This is a genomic window from cyanobacterium endosymbiont of Epithemia clementina EcSB (assembly GCF_029919255.1).
Taxonomy (GTDB): Bacteria; Cyanobacteriota; Cyanobacteriia; order Cyanobacteriales; family Microcystaceae; genus Rippkaea.
Window position 1 is genome coordinate 562,676 of sequence record NZ_CP123991.1, and the last position, 17,962, is coordinate 580,637.

At 34.8% G+C, this 17,962-nt stretch carries 8 protein-coding genes and 1 pseudogene; 8 read left to right on the forward strand and 1 reads right to left on the reverse strand.

Going from position 1 to position 17,962, the window contains the following annotated elements; all coding sequences use genetic code 11:
- Positions 1 to 354: 354 nt before the first annotated feature.
- From P3F56_RS01790 to P3F56_RS01810, 5 genes are all read left to right on the forward strand, one after another.
- Positions 355 to 1,641 (forward strand): dihydroorotase, encoded by a 1,287-nt coding sequence (locus P3F56_RS01790; protein ID WP_281153052.1) that lies wholly within the window; start codon positions 355 to 357, stop codon positions 1,639 to 1,641.
- Positions 1,642 to 1,909: 268 nt separating this feature from the next.
- Entirely contained in the window at positions 1,910 to 2,662 is a 753-nt protein-coding gene (locus tag P3F56_RS01795) for a 16S rRNA (uracil(1498)-N(3))-methyltransferase (protein ID WP_281153054.1), read from the forward strand.
- A 1,483-nt stretch (positions 2,663 to 4,145) separates the two neighbouring features.
- A complete protein-coding gene (locus P3F56_RS01800) occupies positions 4,146 to 4,895 on the forward strand; it encodes a HEAT repeat domain-containing protein (RefSeq protein WP_281153056.1) in 750 nt (249 codons plus the stop codon).
- Positions 4,896 to 5,037: 142 nt separating this feature from the next.
- On the forward strand, positions 5,038 to 5,646 hold the full coding sequence (locus tag P3F56_RS01805; protein ID WP_281153057.1) for a flavin prenyltransferase UbiX: 609 nt from the start codon (positions 5,038 to 5,040) through the stop codon (positions 5,644 to 5,646).
- A 1,312-nt stretch (positions 5,647 to 6,958) separates the two neighbouring features.
- Entirely contained in the window at positions 6,959 to 7,771 is an 813-nt protein-coding gene (locus P3F56_RS01810) for an inositol monophosphatase family protein (protein WP_281153059.1), read from the forward strand.
- 182 nt (positions 7,772 to 7,953) lie between these two features.
- On the opposite strand, the pseudogene P3F56_RS10400 reads toward P3F56_RS01810, so the two are convergent.
- Positions 7,954 to 9,014, reverse strand: a pseudogene (locus P3F56_RS10400) (ABC transporter ATP-binding protein).
- 261 nt (positions 9,015 to 9,275) lie between these two features.
- Here P3F56_RS10400 and P3F56_RS01820 point away from each other — a divergent pair.
- From P3F56_RS01820 to metH, 3 genes are all read left to right on the forward strand, one after another.
- The gene (locus P3F56_RS01820; RefSeq protein WP_281153061.1) at positions 9,276 to 9,464 is read left to right on the forward strand and encodes a DUF3479 domain-containing protein; all 189 of its coding nucleotides are present in this window, start codon (positions 9,276 to 9,278) and stop codon (positions 9,462 to 9,464) included.
- Positions 9,465 to 11,117: 1,653 nt separating this feature from the next.
- Positions 11,118 to 12,605 carry an Asp-tRNA(Asn)/Glu-tRNA(Gln) amidotransferase subunit GatB gene (gene gatB, locus P3F56_RS01825; protein ID WP_281153063.1) on the forward strand — a complete coding sequence of 496 codons (1,488 nt, stop codon included), beginning with the start codon at positions 11,118 to 11,120 and terminating at the stop codon, positions 12,603 to 12,605.
- Between the two features lie 882 nt (positions 12,606 to 13,487).
- Entirely contained in the window at positions 13,488 to 17,066 is a 3,579-nt protein-coding gene (metH, locus tag P3F56_RS01830) for a methionine synthase (protein ID WP_281153065.1), read from the forward strand.
- Positions 17,067 to 17,962: the final 896 nt, after the last annotated feature.

Here is a 17,962-nt window from a genome sequence, read left to right on the forward strand (position 1 = left end):
AAAACTTCATTTTTATAGAATGAAGTTTTTGGGATTTTAAAAACTTTAAAAAGTTAATTAATTCAACTTTTGCCTATTATAATAGGCCACAACTAGTCTATAAAAGTCATCATTATTTTCTCCTAATTCTTTCTTAGTACCTGTATAATTCTCTTTGAGAAAATAAACTATTTAGGTTTCATGAAATTAATAATTGATAGTTTGTAGTGGTAATCAACAACTATTGACCACGACTTTAATACTTGGAGTAGTTCATAAACTTGATATGATTAGCAAGAGTTGGTTGTTTTGACAACAAAAAAGTCCGACTTCTGCCAACTTACAACTTTCAACCTCTGACTTGACGAATCTATTTTGACTAGCTCTACTCTATTCCGAAAAGTCCGATTATTGGATCCTTTCTCCAATACCGACACTATTGCTGATGTTTTGTTGACTGAAGAGAAAATTCAAGCTATTAACTCCCATATTGACTATTTAACTCCAAATACCACTGTTATTGAAGGAGAAGGATTGATTTTAGGTCCAGGTTTAGTCGAGCTTTATAGTTATAGTGGCGAACCTGGATTTGAATACCGAGAAACTTTAGCTTCTCTTGCTGCTTCGGCGATTGCTGGAGGGTTTACCCGTGTAGCTATCTTACCCGACACAATGCCAGCCATTGATACGTTAGCTGCCTTATCTTTCTTACAACAAAAATCCCAAACTTTGCAAATATCCCCTAAGCTTTATCTTTGGGGAAACTTGACTGTGGGAGGAAAAGGTAGAGAAATGACGGAACTAATAGAATTAGCAACAGGAGGAGTCTTAGGATTTACCGATAGCCAAGGAATAGAGAATTTAGGGTTATTACGACGAATATTAGAATATATTAAGCCAATAGGGAAACCTGTAGCTTTGGTTCCTGAATGTCGCTCTCTTAAAGGAAATGGAGTAATGCGTGAAGGACCTCTATCGATTCACTACGGACTTGTAGGAAACCCTCAAATCAGTGAAACAACGGCTATTGCCGCTATTTTAGAGATGGTCACTGTCATTAACACTCCTGTACATCTTAGGGGAATCTCGACTCATCGGGGAGTGGAATTAGTTGCCTGGGGGAAAGCGAGAGGAATACCCGTAACTGCTAGTACCTCTTGGCTGAATTTATTATTAGATACTCAAGATATCGCTAGTTATGATCCTAATTTACGATTAGAACCACCGTTAGGCAATGTAAAAGACCGTCAAGCTCTTAAAGATGGAGTAAGACAAGGAATTATTGACGCAATTGCCGTTAATCATCGCTCTTATAGTTATGAAGAAAAAATGGTCCCTTTTGCACAAGCTCCCCCAGGAGCGATTGGGCTAGAATTAGCCCTACCACTATTATGGGAGAATCTAGTTGTTAGTGGAGAATTGACTCCCCTACAATTGTGGAAAGCTTTAAGCAATAACCCTCAAAGGTGTTTAGGACAAGAGTTGACTCCTTTAAAGGTGGGACAACCCGCAGAATTAATTCTTTTTGATACCCAAAAACTCTGGAAAGTGAACTCATCTAATCTTCACTGTTTAGGGACAAATACTCCCTGGTGGGGTCGTGAAATTAGAGGACGGGTTGTCATGTCAGTGAGGTCGCTAACTCAAAAGTCTAACAACTAATAGATAACTTTCGCACGCTACCGCGGTTATCTCAGAGAACTTATATAATAAATACTGGAGACACATAATTATAGCTAGCTGACAAATAAGACATTATTTAACGCTTAGAAGTAAGTTAGCAAGTGTGACACTAGATGTTAAGAAGCATCAAAAGAAATTGACAAATTATCCTCATAATAGGTAGGTAGGGTAAAGATCTGTATTTTGTAAACTGCTACTTTGTTCTCTCTATTACTTGAGCTATAGTTAAGGTAGTTGGTTTAAGCTAGTGTCATCAGAAATTTTCACGAAAGTGTATCGATTAGTTATCGAATCCGTCCAAAATTTAAATCAGAGGATTAGTCTAAATCCTGAACAACAGCATTATTTAAGGCGGGTTTTGCGACTAAATGACGGTAATCACTTTGTAGCAATGAACGGCCAAGGTCAATCTTACCTAGCACAACTGACAGGAAACTCGGCTCAAATTTTAGAGATTTTTGAGGAATTAACAGAACTCCCCATTGCGGTTACTTTAATAATTGCTCTTCCTAAAGGCAATGGCTTCAATGAAATTGTTCGTTGTTGTACTGAATTAGGAGTAACGACCTTAGTCCCAACCATTAGTCAGCGTACTTTACTTAAACCCAGTTCTCATAAACTAGAAAGATGGCGTAAAATTGCAACTGAAGCGGCCGAACAGTCGGAACGTCAAGTTGTTCCCACGATCATCGAACCTATACCGTTTGAAAGAATTTTAATAAATATAAACAAAACCGCTGTTGATCACTATATTTGTGTCCCCCGTCAGGAAGCAAGACACTTATTAACTTACTTGCCTAATTCTCCTCAAAAATCCATAGTGATTGCTACAGGATGCGAAGGAGGTTGGACACATGAAGAAGTAGAAAAAGCTGTTGCTTCTGGATTTCAACCCGTTACCTTAGGTCGCCGCATTCTCCGCGCCATAACCGCTCCCATTGTTGCTTTATCTTTAGTAACTTCTGTTATTGAACGAGAGCTTATGACAATCGAAACATAGCTTAAGAGCTTCCTAAATTCTCAAAAATTTTCAAAAAACTAATTTAATCTGAAATTAATCGTTAGAAGTACTAATGTTAATCACTCTCTCCTTAGTTATCTCGCTCTGTTTTTTCCGTCATCTTTCCTAGATTTTTATGCTCGAGCCGACCACTGAAGCTATCAATTGTCGAGATTATTCGACAACATACTAACTACTCTAACAATTAGGGCAAAATATACCTCGACAATCCTTAGATCTGATTTTATACAGCTCATCTACAGGAGTTAGAAAGCAATTTAACTGCACTTAAAGAAAGCTAGCATAGGACTCAACTCATAAATCTTAAGTTTATAGCTCAAATATGCCAAGGACTCCAATGTATTCGGGAATAAAGAAGACAATTAATGTCAACAGGCTTTAGCCCAAGTTATGGAAAATAAAGATAGCCCAAAAAAAAGACTATTAATGAATAATAAGAACAATTCTAGACAACTAAAGTAAGTAAAGGCTTATAAAGCCTAAAAACTCATGTAAATAGACCTAGATAATCTAAGATTACCTAGTCGCTATTGGCGATTAAATCGAACAGAAGCTGAAAGGAAGACTCCATTTTTATGCTTAACAATTCCAACAAGCAGGTATCCTCGATTCTGTGGTGCTACTTAGTAGATGTTACTACATTAATAGGATGTACCGAGTGCTATACTTTGGGTCCCTGATTCCTCAAATTACCCTAATTTATCAACGGCAAAAAGTCACAGACCGATCTTAACGTTTGGCTGAGCTGAAGCGGTCAACTGGTAGAAGAAATATTTTCGATCTCTAGGAAATATGCGAAGATAAGGTGACGCAGAAAATTGCAAGGTGAAACTGAAACTCTAGACTGTAATAAATTTGATAATCTTGAATTTACCGAAACAGAAGGGTATCTCCTTTTGTGAGACTTAGTAAGTTACCGATTGATGAAAGGAAAACAACCCATCATAGTTAGGTTCATTTGCTAGACTTTATTATTAAGTAGTTACTTAATAATAAAGTTCGCTTAAAACTCCTCCTCTTTAGAGAATCAGCCCTCAATTTGTGAAAACCCATTACGTCTATTCCTTCTAATGTAAACTTACTACGTCGTAAAAGTATGTCTGGAGATGTAACTTTTCAGCTGTTTAATAGATTAACCCTTTTTAAGGAAATGTCCTAGGAATAAATTACTCGATTCAATGGTATGATAAGTTAGACCATGACGATAACTTGAAATCACTTACTGCGTCTTAATACGATGAGCAAAAAACAACTTTGAGACTTGTTAGTGAAGAAAGAACTGAAAACTCTTCGTCGTTACTCTAAAAAAATGGCGAAAAGTAGCCGAAAAGCACCGATAGCTTATAAGTCCATACCTGTGAACTAGTAAGGAGCAAACTTCCTGGGATAAAACGGGGATTGAACAGCCTACTGTCTAGTATTGCGTAGGCTTCATACAGCACAATGGCCTATCCTAACAACTATGCACGACGACGACCTTAGCGTAATCGAGACGGCGGATCAACTTGGTGAACCATTAGATTTCTTAGACTTTGCTCGTTCTGAACTGCCGCCTCCTAACCCAGAGTTAATATTACCTCTGCTAACCGATCCAGACCCATCACAACGGATGTTAGCAGCACGTGTGTTCTGTGAACTGCAAGACCAACGGGCGATTGCTCCTCTAATTGACCTGTTGAACGACATTTGTCCTCTAGTAAGAGTTAGTGCAGCCTACGCCTTGGGGAGAAATACTAGCCCTGATGCGATAGGAGCATTGATTGAACTATTACAACAAGACTGGAATGGGTATGTCCGTAAAGGTATTGTTTGGGCTTTGGGGAATGGAGGCGATCGCCGTGCATTAAATCCTCTAATTCATGCTGTAAAAACGGATATTTCAGCAGTACGTCTTTGGGCTGCTAGTAGTTTAGCTCGAATTGCTAAGCTAGAATACGAGGATGTCATAGCGACTATTGCCCCTTTGGTTGAAGGTTTAAGACAAGACTGTGTCGCTGCGGTCCGTGGTAATTGCGCCTGGGCAATTGGTCAATTATGTCGAGAGATACCTTCTAATATAGTTTATGCAACGGCAATAGATGCCTTGATTAAAGCATTAGCCGAAGATGAAGACTTAGGTGTTAAAGATGATGCTAGAAATGCGCTGCTTAAGGTTGGTGATCCTAGGGGACTACAAATGATTGAAGAACTCGAACTTGAAGGACTGATTTAATCAATTTAAGTCGTCTTAAGTCGTCAGACGTAATCGAACAGTAGTGAGACTTTCAGATTTATTAATATTTGTTAACATAGAGTAATTGATTATTTATCCATCCCAAAGTGTGGAAATAGAGTTCATACTCGGACATTTTGCAATGACAAAACCTTTGATTTTAGGCATTAGTGGCGCATCAGGGTTAATTTATGCTGTTCGTGCCTTGAAGTTTCTGCTCGAAGCAGATACTGTGGTTGAAGTAGTGGTTTCAAAAGCGACTTATATGGTATGGAAGGCTGAACAAGGAACTAGAATACCTCCTGAACCTAAAGAACAAGCAGAATTTTGGCGAAATAAAGCAGAAGTACCCGAAAAAGGTATCCTTAACTGTCATCGTTGGGGAGACATAGGAGCAACTATTGCTAGTGGTTCTTTTCAGACGTTTGGAATGGTAATTCTACCATGTAGCATGAGTACAGTAGCTAAGTTAGCGATGGGGTTAAGTTCAGATCTGCTTGAACGAGCAGCCGATGTTCAAATCAAAGAAGGTCGTTCTTTAGTTATTGTTCCTCGCGAAACCCCTTTAAGTTTGATTCACCTCCGAAATTTGACGACTTTAGCCGAAGTTGGGGTCAAGGTAGTTCCTGCAATTCCTGCTTGGTATCATCATCCCCAAACTATTGAAGACTTAGTAGATTTTGTGGTAGCTAGAACTTTAGATCAACTAGATATTGATTGTGTTCCTCTTAACCGTTGGCAAGGTCATTAGTGAGTTAAGGTTTTTATAGACGCTTGGCAAGTTCTACCAGATATTTCTATAAATATTGCTTTTGGACTTTTATATGGAGCTAAGTAATAACAATGGCACATCAATAAAAAATTTCTCAAAAACTATATTCATAATAATTCTAGTTAGATTCAATTGGGATTATTTTATTAACTTTTCAGCAATTACAGAACGTTAAAAATATTTAAACTTAACCTTTTATTTTAAAAGCGAAAATTTGAAGAAAAAATTTAATTCCTAATTATAGGTTTTTTCAAAAAAGTTGTTATTTTATTCAATAAATAGAACGACAGCTTTTCTGTTTCAACTAAATTATGCTTTACTTATTTTAATAAACGTGGTTCTAATTTTTTTTCGTTGGATATAGTAGGCAATAAATGATAGTTATGTAACTATTGTTTATTTATTAAGTCAGTTAAATAGTTGCATATAGATATTTTAAGTTTTTTAAAAGCTGGCAGAACTAGGAATTTTCAAATTTTTTAAAAGCTTCTCTATAAAAAGAAGTAAAACTTTTAATCAAAAATTAAGATATGTTAGACATTATTTTTTCTAACCTTAATCTAAATTACTTAGCCAGTCTAGACTGAAAATGCTTAATTAGTAGCTAATAAATCATAAAAATTAATGTTTATATTTTTTTATAGTTAGTAAAAAAGAGCCAGTGACTTTAACAAGTAAATTTATTATTGATTAATAATTCAGAAGTTAAAATAAGTCAAAAAAATAGTATTTTTGAACCAAAACCATTAAAGAGTGCAAACTGACACTTACTAATATACAAGATTTTATTGTCATTGTTGAGAAAGTAAAATTTTATTTTTTTAAAAAATTTTACTTACTTAAAGTAAAATTAATTAGCATTAATAATATAACAATTTTAGTCTATACAACTAGAATCTTTAAAATATCTATCCCATTTTTAAATAAGTTTGTTATTTAAAATTATTCAATTTCAATGAATAAAATAATCTCAAATTTTTTGAAAAAATTTATAAACTTAAAATCAGTTATATCTATTGATTTAGATACGTAAGTTTACAGTTGTTAATTCGACTCCATCTAGTGAATATCTCTGTTATTAGATAAACTTATGTATGCAAGTTTAATATTTCTGGGTTAAAATTATCCTCGTTCCACTATGAGCTTTTAAAACTGACCAGTTATCCCTCGCTCACGGTTTAACTAAGTATCCTATTTTTGTAACAGATTTTTTTATTTGCAATGAATTGTCCCTGTCATTCCTTAGTTTTGAGATAGACGATATCGATAATAACAATATTGGAAGCTATTTATGACTGATCTAGTCCAACAACTCAACATTATCAATGAACTTGCTGATGTTTCAGGCGAAGTTATTTATCAATATTTTAGACAACCTAATATTGAGACTGAAACAAAACACTTTGACCGCTCTTCTATTGTGACCATTGCTGATCGCGCTGCTGAAGAAGCAATGGTCAGAGTTTTGCAGCAAAAAGCCTCAAGTGATGGAATTATTCGAGAAGAGGGGGATAATATTCCCTCCCAAAATGGTCGTTATTGGGTACTTGATCCCATTGATGGAACCTCATCTTTTGTCAAAGGGTTACCTATTTTTGGGACATTAATAGGGTTAGTAGATGAGGCTTATAATGTTCCTCTACTCGGTTGTATGAATCAACCTATTTTACAAACAAGGTGGTTGGGAATACATGAAAAACCACCTACTTTGAATGGAAAATTGGTTGAAAATTTGTATTGTAAACTAACTGATAGTCGCTTAAAAGACGCCTGTCTAACCTCAACAACTCCTATGATGTTCGTCACTAAAAGACAACAAATGATTGCGGCTAAATTACAGGATGTTTGTAAACGAATAGCTTTTGGAGGAGACTGTTACAATTATGTATCGTTAGCCAGTGGTTGGAGTTCTATGCCAATGATTATCCTAGAATCAGATCTTAAATACTACGATTTTTGTGCCTTAATTCCCATTATTGAAGGAGCTGGATGTGTTATAACCGACTGGTCAGGAAATCCCCTTAATCGTCAGTCAACAGAGGTTTTGGCAACTTCTAACCAAACGTTACATCGACAAGCTTTAGCGGTCATAAATCGTCAATAATAAAGTCTTTAACTCAATTTAGAATCCACTTGACTATCTTCCATATTTCCGTCATTGTCATTTTTATTCGATTCTTTGTCTTTTGATTAAGGGGTTGACAACTTACCAAAAGGGAAAACCTGACTAAATAAGACAGAAAGTGTATCTAACTTAGAAGATTGTTTAAAATTTTTCATGACAAATTAAATAGTTTGCTGATTTTGATAAAACAGATAAATGCGTTGCGTATCAAATAATAAATCAAGAGATTCTACCAGACTTACCTTAATACAGGAATCAAGACGAGCAACCAATTCTAAATTATCTTGGGTTCTCAGATAAACAATCAGTTTACTTCCGATCATTTCAATCAGACTAACTACTAATCTTATTTTAAATCCTTGAATATCTGGAGGGAAATATTGAGGATAGTAAATATTTTTAGAGTGAATACCTAGAAGAAGGGAAAGATTTCCTGTCTTTCGGAGACATTGAGGAAGATATTAGTTTAGGTTAATTAACTCCTGAACTAATCGTAAATAGGCTTTTTCTCCCCATTTTACCTTTTGTCCCACAAAGAAATTCATAGCTGTACTTCCGATAAATCTCGTAACAAACATATTGGTCGGGTGGTTATAAATATTGCTTGGGCTATCCACCTGTTGCAAAATGCCATTCTTCATTACTACAATGCGATTACCCATAGTCATTGCTTCTGCTTAATTATGAGTCACATGAATAAAGGCAATTTTTAGGGTGGAATGGAGTTTACTAATCTCTTTTATTGCTTTTACCCGCAATTTTGCATCCAAATTGGATAGAGGTTTATCCATTAAAAATACAGCAGGTTCTCGTACAATTGTCCGACCCACTGCCATCCGTTGCTGTTGACTCCCAGATGATTCTTTGGGTTTGCGATAGAGTAATGTTCCAATCCCTAGGTGTTGGGTGACATTATGGACTCGTTGCTTAATTTTAGCGTGGGATTTTCCCTGCAATTCCAAACTAAATGCCATATTTTTAAAGACGTTCATCTGAGGATAAAGTGCGTAAGATTAGAAAATTATGGCAATATCTCGATTTTTTGGGAGTAATTCGTTCACTCGGCGACCACCAATACAAATTTGTCCTCTGGTAATCGATTATAACCCCGCCAATAGTCTTAAAGACGTGGTCTTTGCCCGACAAGGACTAGAAATTGATCATCTTTAATGTCAAGATTTAAAGTATTAACAGCGACATAATTTCTAAATCGCTTTGTTATTTATTCAAAGGTTACATCAGCTATAGATAATTACTTGGTAGAAAAGACTGTTAACCACTGATTGAGAACTTTGTGAGCGCTTGAGAGTCATCTCATAAATATCATAATCGCCTTACATGAGTTCTTAGGAAAACGTGTTGACTTTAGCCTTATCTGTAAAATACACACATTTACATAAATCTATCTAGTCTGTTCAAGACTCTAAAATAAATGGCAAGATAGATGTAATAAAAGTTAACATAGCTAGTTACAAAGCGCATTATGGTAATTACTGGGTTTAAATCTTTCAATGCAAACTCGCATCATCAAGCAGAACAATTAGCAACTTCTAGTTGTCAGGAACTAGCTGTAGAAGTTTTTAGAGATTACTTTTTGAACACTGAACCTGAAGCTATTGAAAATGCCCTGAAAAATACTGATGTTTTCTTTATCAGTTTAATCTTTGATTAAGATCCAGTAATCTGGTTATAATAACGAGCCCAAGATATTCCTACTCGCTTAGTTTTGAGTCAGCTTTAGAGTTAATGAATTTAACTTAGTTTGGTCAATTTATTACTAAAAATAAACCCAAATAAATGTCGAAATAAATTAAATTTATCCTGAGTAAGTTTACTAGTCTAAAAGAAGAACATAAGCTTATAGGATATTTAAGCTTACTAAAAATTGGACTAAAACTACTCAAATTGATTCCGCTAAAAAAGTTTAATATTTACGTAACTAGCTTATTATTTAAGGTTATTGGAATGCTGGTGATAATAAAAATTATCCTGTAATGTCTTGGACAATTGCCCAAAAATATTTAAGTTTAGAAGTCGGAACAATTCTAGACCTTATTGATACGCTGAATATGGGTCTACTTTACCCTGAGTATGATGATTATTGCACATTACTTCAAGATTACTTAAACTGGCAAGTAAAAACTTTTTATAAAAATAAGTTTTTACCCTTATCGGCAATTATTTTGTACCGCAAATACTTTTTTATAAATAAAATCCTATATTCCCCAATTAATTCTAAGAGTTAAAGTAGAAAGATTAATTCCTGTACCCATTGTAATTAATGGCATAGAAGGTCATGTAATAGTTAGAGATTGGTTAACCACTGCACTAAAGTAAATAGTATCTAATAGATTAGATCTATCGCTGTTATCTAGGTTATTTTTCTGTTATTATAAGTTATTTTTACAAGTATACTTAGTCTTATCACTGATTCTTACGAAGAAATAACTAAAGGAACAGTAAAAGATATTAATGGTAACTTTTAGTTAAATAAAAGACTAGCTTATGGGTTAAAAAACGCAAAAAGTTAAAAACTACGTAGTTTTTAACTTTTTGCATATTATTACTTCATTATACATGATAAGTTCAGTATGATTATTATCATTGATAATGATCTAACGTGTATAAACGGTTTATTTAGTTAAAGCTAAACTGTCACAATAAAAAAAATATGATAGATGATCATAAAAAATCTATAAATAAATCCATAGCTAAAACAAGATTTAATAAAAAATATTCTTAAGTAAAAGCTCATAAAATATCTTAAATTAAGTCAGATTATTTTTTTTTAGAAAAGGATATTAACTCACGTCAAAAATTAACAAGACATGACTTATTTTTTAGAGTTAAAATAACTATATGGTTTTTTCTAAAATTCTTTGTTTTTTACTACAATCTATGGACTATTAGTTTATAGAATATAAGTATTTTTTTGCTCTATAAATTACTTCTTTAATAAAGAAAATTTTAATTAATAGCTATTAGACTTATCGATTTTTTTATCTAAACAATATAAATATTAGGATATGTGTATCCGTTGTAAATTATCCTAAAAAAGTTCTTTATCTCAACAAATTGTATATTGCATTTGACTGTCATGAATGCAATTATAATGAGCATGACATAAAGCTAGCGCAACTCCCTATAGATTTGCCGACCCTACAATTTTATAAAAACATGTTAGGATATCCAGTAGGTCTCTTTTAATATTCAATTTTAGTATTCAGTTAAAACCAATAAGTTGTTCTCAAGTTCTGACTTTAATTCAACCATCAGACAGAAACCGCTACTATTGGTTTATAGACTAAAGTATTCTTAACAAGATATGACTACTGCAACCCCCCTTCAAACTAAATATGAAGCCGTTATTGGGTTAGAAACCCATTGTCAACTTAATACTAGCAGTAAAATTTTCTGCGCCTGTTCAACTAAGTTTGACAGTCCTCCCAACACCAACATCTGTCCGGTTTGTTTGGGCTATCCGGGAGTTTTACCTGTCCTTAACAAAGAAGTTTTAACCTCTGCGGGTAGGTTAGGACTGGCAATCGATGGAAAAATAGCTTTATATAGCAAATTTGACCGCAAACAATATTTTTACGCTGATCTTCCCAAGAATTACCAAATTTCTCAATACGATCTCCCCATAGTTGAACACGGTTCCCTCGAAATCGAATTGGTGGACAAAACAAACAAAGAAGTTACCCGTAAAATTATTGGTATTACCCGCTTACACATGGAAGAAGATGCCGGAAAGTTAGTTCATGCAGGAAGTGATCGCCTATCAGGATCAACTCACTCCCTAGTAGACTTCAACCGGACAGGCGTTCCTCTACTCGAAATTGTTTCAGAACCTGACTTACGCTCAGGACGAGAGGCGGCGGAATACGCCCAAGAGTTACGTCGTTTAGTCCGTTATTTAGGAATTAGTGATGGTAATATGCAAGAGGGTTCCTTGCGCTGTGATGTTAATATTTCTGTTCGTCCTGTGGGACAAAAAGAGCTTGGAATTAAGATAGAAATAAAAAATATGAACTCTTTTAGTGCTATTCAAAAAGCTATTGAATACGAAATTGAACGGCAAATTGAGACCTTAGAGAGAGGTGAATCTCTATTCCAAGAAACTCGTCTTTGGGAAGAGAAAAATCAGTGCACCGTTAGTATGAGAAAAAAGGAAGGATCTAGTGACTATCGTTACTTTCCTGAACCTGATATTCCTCCTTTAGAGATATCTTCTGAACAATTAGAAAATTGGCGAAAAACTATTCCCGAACTTCCTGCTAAAAAACGGAAACGTTATGAGAAAGAATTAGGTATTTCTGCTTATGATGCTCGTGTTTTAACCGATGATCGAGATATAGCAAATTTTTATGAAAAAGCTCTAGAGACTGGGGCTGACGCTAAGTTAGTGGCTAATTGGGTTACCCAAGATATTGCCGCTTATTTAAATAATAGTAAGTTAGACATAACTGAAATTTCCTTGAACCCAGTCAACTTAGGGGAGTTAGTCCGACTCATTGAAAAAGGAACTATTAGTGGTAAAATTGCTAAAGAAATCCTTCCAGAACTTTTGGATAAAGGTGGATCACCAGAAAAACTAGTTGAAGCTAAAGGAATGACCCAAATTTCTGATGCAAAAGAAATTGAAAAAATTATTGATGAAGTGCTGCTTGCTAACCCTAACGAACTTGAAAAATTCCGTAATGGAAAAACTAAGTTAAAAGGTTTTTTTGTCGGTCAAGTAATGAAGAAAACAGGTGGACGGGCCGATCCTAAATTAACAAATCAGTTAGTGGAGAAAAAACTGGAAAGTTAGATATTTGAATCTTTCCCGTTTAGAAAATTGGAGGATTATAAAATCGCCTTCTTCACCAATCTTACATATGTCCAGTAAAAATACATAATAAGTGGTTAACCAGAAACGTGTCTATGTGAATGACAAACTAATTAGAGTTTACTTTTCTGATTACTGCTAGATATTGTTACTAAAACAAGCACTCAAACTTTGATTGGGAGAGTATCAAAGATAGCTTAGATAGTACAGTTAAGGTTCTTGAGCTATTTTCTTATCTCCCTCAACAATTTATACGGAAGGCCTTTGATTCAGATGAAATTTCTCAGATTAAAATAAAGGTGATCTAGGTACAGTAGCATATATAGCTACTGTACCTAAATCTTCCATTAATAAACACAAGTTAAACCGGAAAATAGCTAAAATACATTAATGTATTTTAAATAGGAGAAAAGATTAGCATTTTAAGTTAGTCCACTATCCTTATGATGGGGTTAGGATGATATTAGTAAGGGATATAGATCTTGTCGCTCGGCAAAGAGATGTGTTTTTAGAACATCGTGCTGATAATGATCTTCGCGGTTTACCCAAAATTTTACAATGAGAAGCTCCGTCCCCATTTACCTTGCTAAGGTAAATGGGGACGAAGCTTCTCGAACTTTTCCCAACTGTAGTTGACATACATTGAGAGAAGACTCTCTATATTAAAGTTGACAACTCTAACGAGGGTGAATACTTTGTGGCACTAGATCTACCAGCCACTCAAGATATTAAAAATAAAGAAAGATCTCCACGAGGACATAGTGTGCTTAAAAGTATCTATTCACTCGAAGCTCTCGGCTCTGCTGACAGAAGATATGTCAAAATAAAATTTAAGTTCTAACCTGCCATTTTGAGCATAGTTCTATGAATAATTCCTTCCTTAACTATCTTCGAAGTCCCAAACGTCCTGTTCTTGTCTTTGACGGTGCAACAGGGACTTCATTACAGACTCAAAATTTGACTGCCGAAGACTTTGGAGGACCTGAATACGAAGGGTGTAACGAGTACCTAGTCGAAACCAAACCAGAAGCAGTTGGGAGGGTACATAGGGGATTTTTAGAAGTTGGTGCAGATGTTATTGAAACTAATTCTTTTGGGGGGACGTCGATTGTTCTTGCCGAGTATAATTTAGCAGACAAAGCTTATTATCTCAACAAAAAAGCCGCCGAACTAGCAAAAAATATTGCAGCTGAATATTCTACTCCTGAAAAACCTCGTTTTGTAGCAGGTTCAATCGGACCAGGAACCAAACTACCTACTTTAGGACATGTTGAGTTTGATACCCTTAAAAACTCATACATTGAACAAGCAGAAGGATTATATGATGGTGGAGCAGATTTATTCGTTATTGAAACTTGCCAGGATGTACTACAAATTAAAGCAGCTTTAAACGCTGTTGAAGAGGTTTTTCGTCAAAAATGTGACCGTTTACCAATTATGGTTTCGATCACAATGGAAGTAATGGGAACGATGTTAGTAGGAACGGAAATAAGTGCGGCACTAGCTATCTTAGAACCTTATAAAATTGATATTTTGGGACTCAATTGTGCTACAGGTCCCGAACAGATGAAAGAACACATTAAATACTTATCTGAACATTCCCCCTTTATAATTTCTTGTATTCCCAATGCAGGGTTACCCGAAAACATTGGCGGACAAGCACATTATCGCTTAACTCCAATGGAATTAAAAATGGCGTTAATGCACTTTATTGAAGATTTAGGTGTACAAATTGTCGGAGGATGTTGTGGAACTCGTCCAGATCATATCAAAGCCTTAGCAGAACTTTCCCATAATTTAATACCTAAAGAACGCCACCCCCATTATGAAGCTTCTGCTGCTTCAATTTATAGCGCGCAACCTTATATTCAAGATAATTCATTCTTAATTGTAGGAGAAAGATTAAACGCTAGTGGCTCTAAGAAATGTCGTACTTTACTTGATAAAGAAGACTGGGACAGCCTTGTATCTTTAGCAAAATCTCAAGTGAAAGAAGGAGCACATATACTTGATGTTAACGTAGATTATGTCGGCCGGGATGGGGTACGAGATATGCGTACATTAGTCTCATGTCTTATTAAGAATATAACCTTACCTTTAATGCTTGATTCGACAGAATGGCAGAAAATGGAGGCAGGACTAAAGGTTGCAGGAGGTAAATGTATCCTCAATTCTACTAACTATGAGGATGGGGAAGCACGCTTTCTGAAAGTATTAGAATTAGCCAGGAATTATGGTGCAGGAGTTGTGATAGGAACTATTGATGAAGAAGGAATGGGGCGCACCAAAGATAGAAAATTTAAGATTGCAAAACGGGCTTATAATGCAGCAATAGAGTACGGAATACCTGCTCATGAACTTTTTTTTGATACGTTAGCATTACCTATTTCTACAGGGATAGAAGAAGATAGAAAAAACGGGAAAGCAACTATTGAATCTATTAAGCTTATTCGAGAAGAATTGCCAGGGTGTCATATTTTACTGGGAATTTCTAATATTTCCTTTGGCTTAAATCCCGCAGCGCGACAGGTATTAAACTCTATATTTTTGTATGAAGCAATGCAGGTAGGGTTGGATGGAGCGATCGTTAGCGCAAATAAAATATTACCCCTCACTAAAATTGAGCCAGAACATCAAAAAATCTGTCGAGATTTGATTTACGATCTACGAGAATTTGATAAAGATATTTGTACCTATGATCCTCTAACTAAATTGACGGAATTATTTGTAGGTAAGACCACAAAAAAAGATCTCACAAAAATAGCTTCTATCTCTATAGAAGAACGACTTAAACAGCATATTATTGATGGAGAAAGGTTAGGCTTAGAAGAAGCATTAAAACAAGCATTAAAACAATATCATCCTCTCGATATTATTAACATATTTCTTCTTAATGGAATGAAAGTAGTAGGTGAGTTATTTGGTTCAGGACAAATGCAGTTGCCCTTTGTATTACAATCTGCCCAAACTATGAAAGCTGCAGTGGCCTACCTAGAACCTTTTATGGATAAAGAAAAAAATGGTAACGATAGTGGAAAAGGTAAGTTTATCATTGCAACTGTTAAAGGAGATGTTCATGATATTGGCAAAAACTTGGTTGACATTATTCTTTCCAATAATGGCTACAAAGTAATTAATCTAGGGATTAAACAACCGGTTGAAAATATCATTCAAGCTTACGAAAAACATCAACCTGATTGTATTGCAATGAGTGGTTTATTGGTAAAATCAACAGCATTTATGAAAGATAATTTAGAAGTCTTTAATGAGCGTGGAATTAATGTTCCTGTAATTTTAGGAGGGGCGGCTTTAACCCCAAAATTTGTCTACGAAGATTGTCAAAATGCTTATAAAGGCAAGGTTATTTATGGGAAAGATGCTTTCTCGGACTTAGCATTTATGGAAACATTAATGCCGGCAAAATTAGTTGGAAGTTGGAATAATTCACAAGGATTTTTAGGAGAATTTAAAGAAAAAAATAGCCTATTTCAAAAAGAAAGAGGAGAAAAAAAAGCAAGGAAATTGGCTGTAGAAGATGGTAAATATACCTCCATTAATACCAAACAAGTTATTGATACAAAACGATCAGAAGATGTAGAAATAATAGACCCTATTTCCCCTCCTTTCTGGGGAACTAAGATTTTAAATCCAGAAAACTTAAACTTAAGTAAAATATTTGGTTATTTAGATTTACAAGCATTAATTGCAGGTCAATGGCAATTTCGCAAGCCTAAAGAACAATCACGAGAAGAATACCATCAATTTTTAGTCCAGGAGGTTTATCCGATTTTAGAAGACTGGAAACAGAAAATTATTACAGAAGATTTATTGCATCCTACAGTAGTTTATGGTTATTTTCCATGTCAGTCTGAGGGAAATCAATTGTTAGTTTATGATCCTGAAATTATTCAAGACTTAGAGAATAACATCCCTGAAAACATAGACCCTATTTGGATAATTGAATTTCCTCGCCAAAAATCCGGTCGTCGCTTGTGTCTTGCAGACTTCTTTACTCCTAAAAAATTAGGACTAACTGATGTATTACCAATGCAAGCAGTTACCGTTGGAAAAATTGCAACAGAATACGCACAGAAACTTTTTGCCGATAATGATTATACAAATTATCTTTATTTTCATGGGATGGCTGTTCAAACTGCCGAAGGATTAGCGGAATGGACACATGCTAAAATTCGTCGAGAATTAGGCTTTGGGAGGAAAGAGCCTAATAATATTCGAGAAATATTACAACAGCACTATCAAGGTTCTCGTTATAGTTTTGGGTATCCTGCTTGTCCCAACATTCAAGATCAATATAAACAATTAGAGGTATTAGGGTGCAATCGCATTAATATGTACATGGATGAAAGTGAACAAATCTATCCTGAACAGTCTACAACAGCAATTATCACCTATCACCCTGTTGCTAAATATTTCAGTGCATAAGTTAACTATTTACCCATAATCCATCCAACCCCACATGTTGCAAGATAAAGTCCAAGTATTTTTTAAAATATCGCCCTAGTTGACAATAGACATAAACAACGTTTTAAGTTTGGGATAACATTGTATCTGGAAGCTAATGGCTATTAAATAGAGTCAACCCCAATTGGAGGATAAAGCATTAGATGTCAGCTGTGGGAGTTAAGATTTAGCCCAATTATTAGCTCATTAAGTCGAAAAAAAAAGACAAGTGGTGGGATTGGATTTTTTCCGGGAACAATAGGCAATCACCTGTCAACAATCTCTTTGTAAATCATCCTCACTATCAATTGAGTAGTCTGAAGGAAATGCCCTCAATTTGCAGTTTAAAGATGAGAAATTTAGCTGTCTCACTATGAACTATGGATTATGCAATGTAACCGAATATTTCCCGTTGTTTACCAAAATTCTATGGTCTACTAAAACTAGAATCAAAAGTCGAGTAAAGCGACTTTTATTGTCCTCAGCCACCTTATAATGCGTCATTTTTAATAAAGTTACTTACAAATTTTTTTGGGTAAACCTTAGTCGTCTCAACAGCCTAAAATTTTAGCTTAACTTAAGAATCTATCTACATTAATCCTAGTTAAAAAAGATTTCCTACCGAAACTCAACAGGTTAAATTAGCCTATGACATAGAATTCACCTATGCAGCCCATTATTCTATTGCCTGGTATGCTAATGATAGGAGTATTAGTTGGCATAAAGTAAAATGATATATAGAAGACAAGAGAAGAAAACTTAATACTTATTTTATATATATTCCTTTATTTCTAAATAAACTATGTAATTTCATTACATGTTTAAACAATCAGTTCCTATTAAATCTAGTGAACTTTTGTTGGACCATATATTACAAA

Excerpts from the sequence above, each read along its gene's own strand:
- P3F56_RS01820 (WP_281153061.1), top strand. The coding sequence starts at position 9,276 with ATGGTAATTACTGGGTTTAAATCTTTCAATGCAAACTCGCATCATCAA.
- P3F56_RS01810 (WP_281153059.1), top strand. The coding sequence starts at position 6,959 with ATGACTGATCTAGTCCAACAACTCAACATTATCAATGAACTTGCTGAT.
- gatB (WP_281153063.1), top strand. The coding sequence starts at position 11,118 with ATGACTACTGCAACCCCCCTTCAAACTAAATATGAAGCCGTTATTGGG.
- P3F56_RS01805 (WP_281153057.1), top strand. The coding sequence starts at position 5,038 with ATGACAAAACCTTTGATTTTAGGCATTAGTGGCGCATCAGGGTTAATT.
- metH (WP_281153065.1), top strand. The coding sequence starts at position 13,488 with ATGAATAATTCCTTCCTTAACTATCTTCGAAGTCCCAAACGTCCTGTT.
- P3F56_RS01800 (WP_281153056.1), top strand. The coding sequence starts at position 4,146 with ATGCACGACGACGACCTTAGCGTAATCGAGACGGCGGATCAACTTGGT.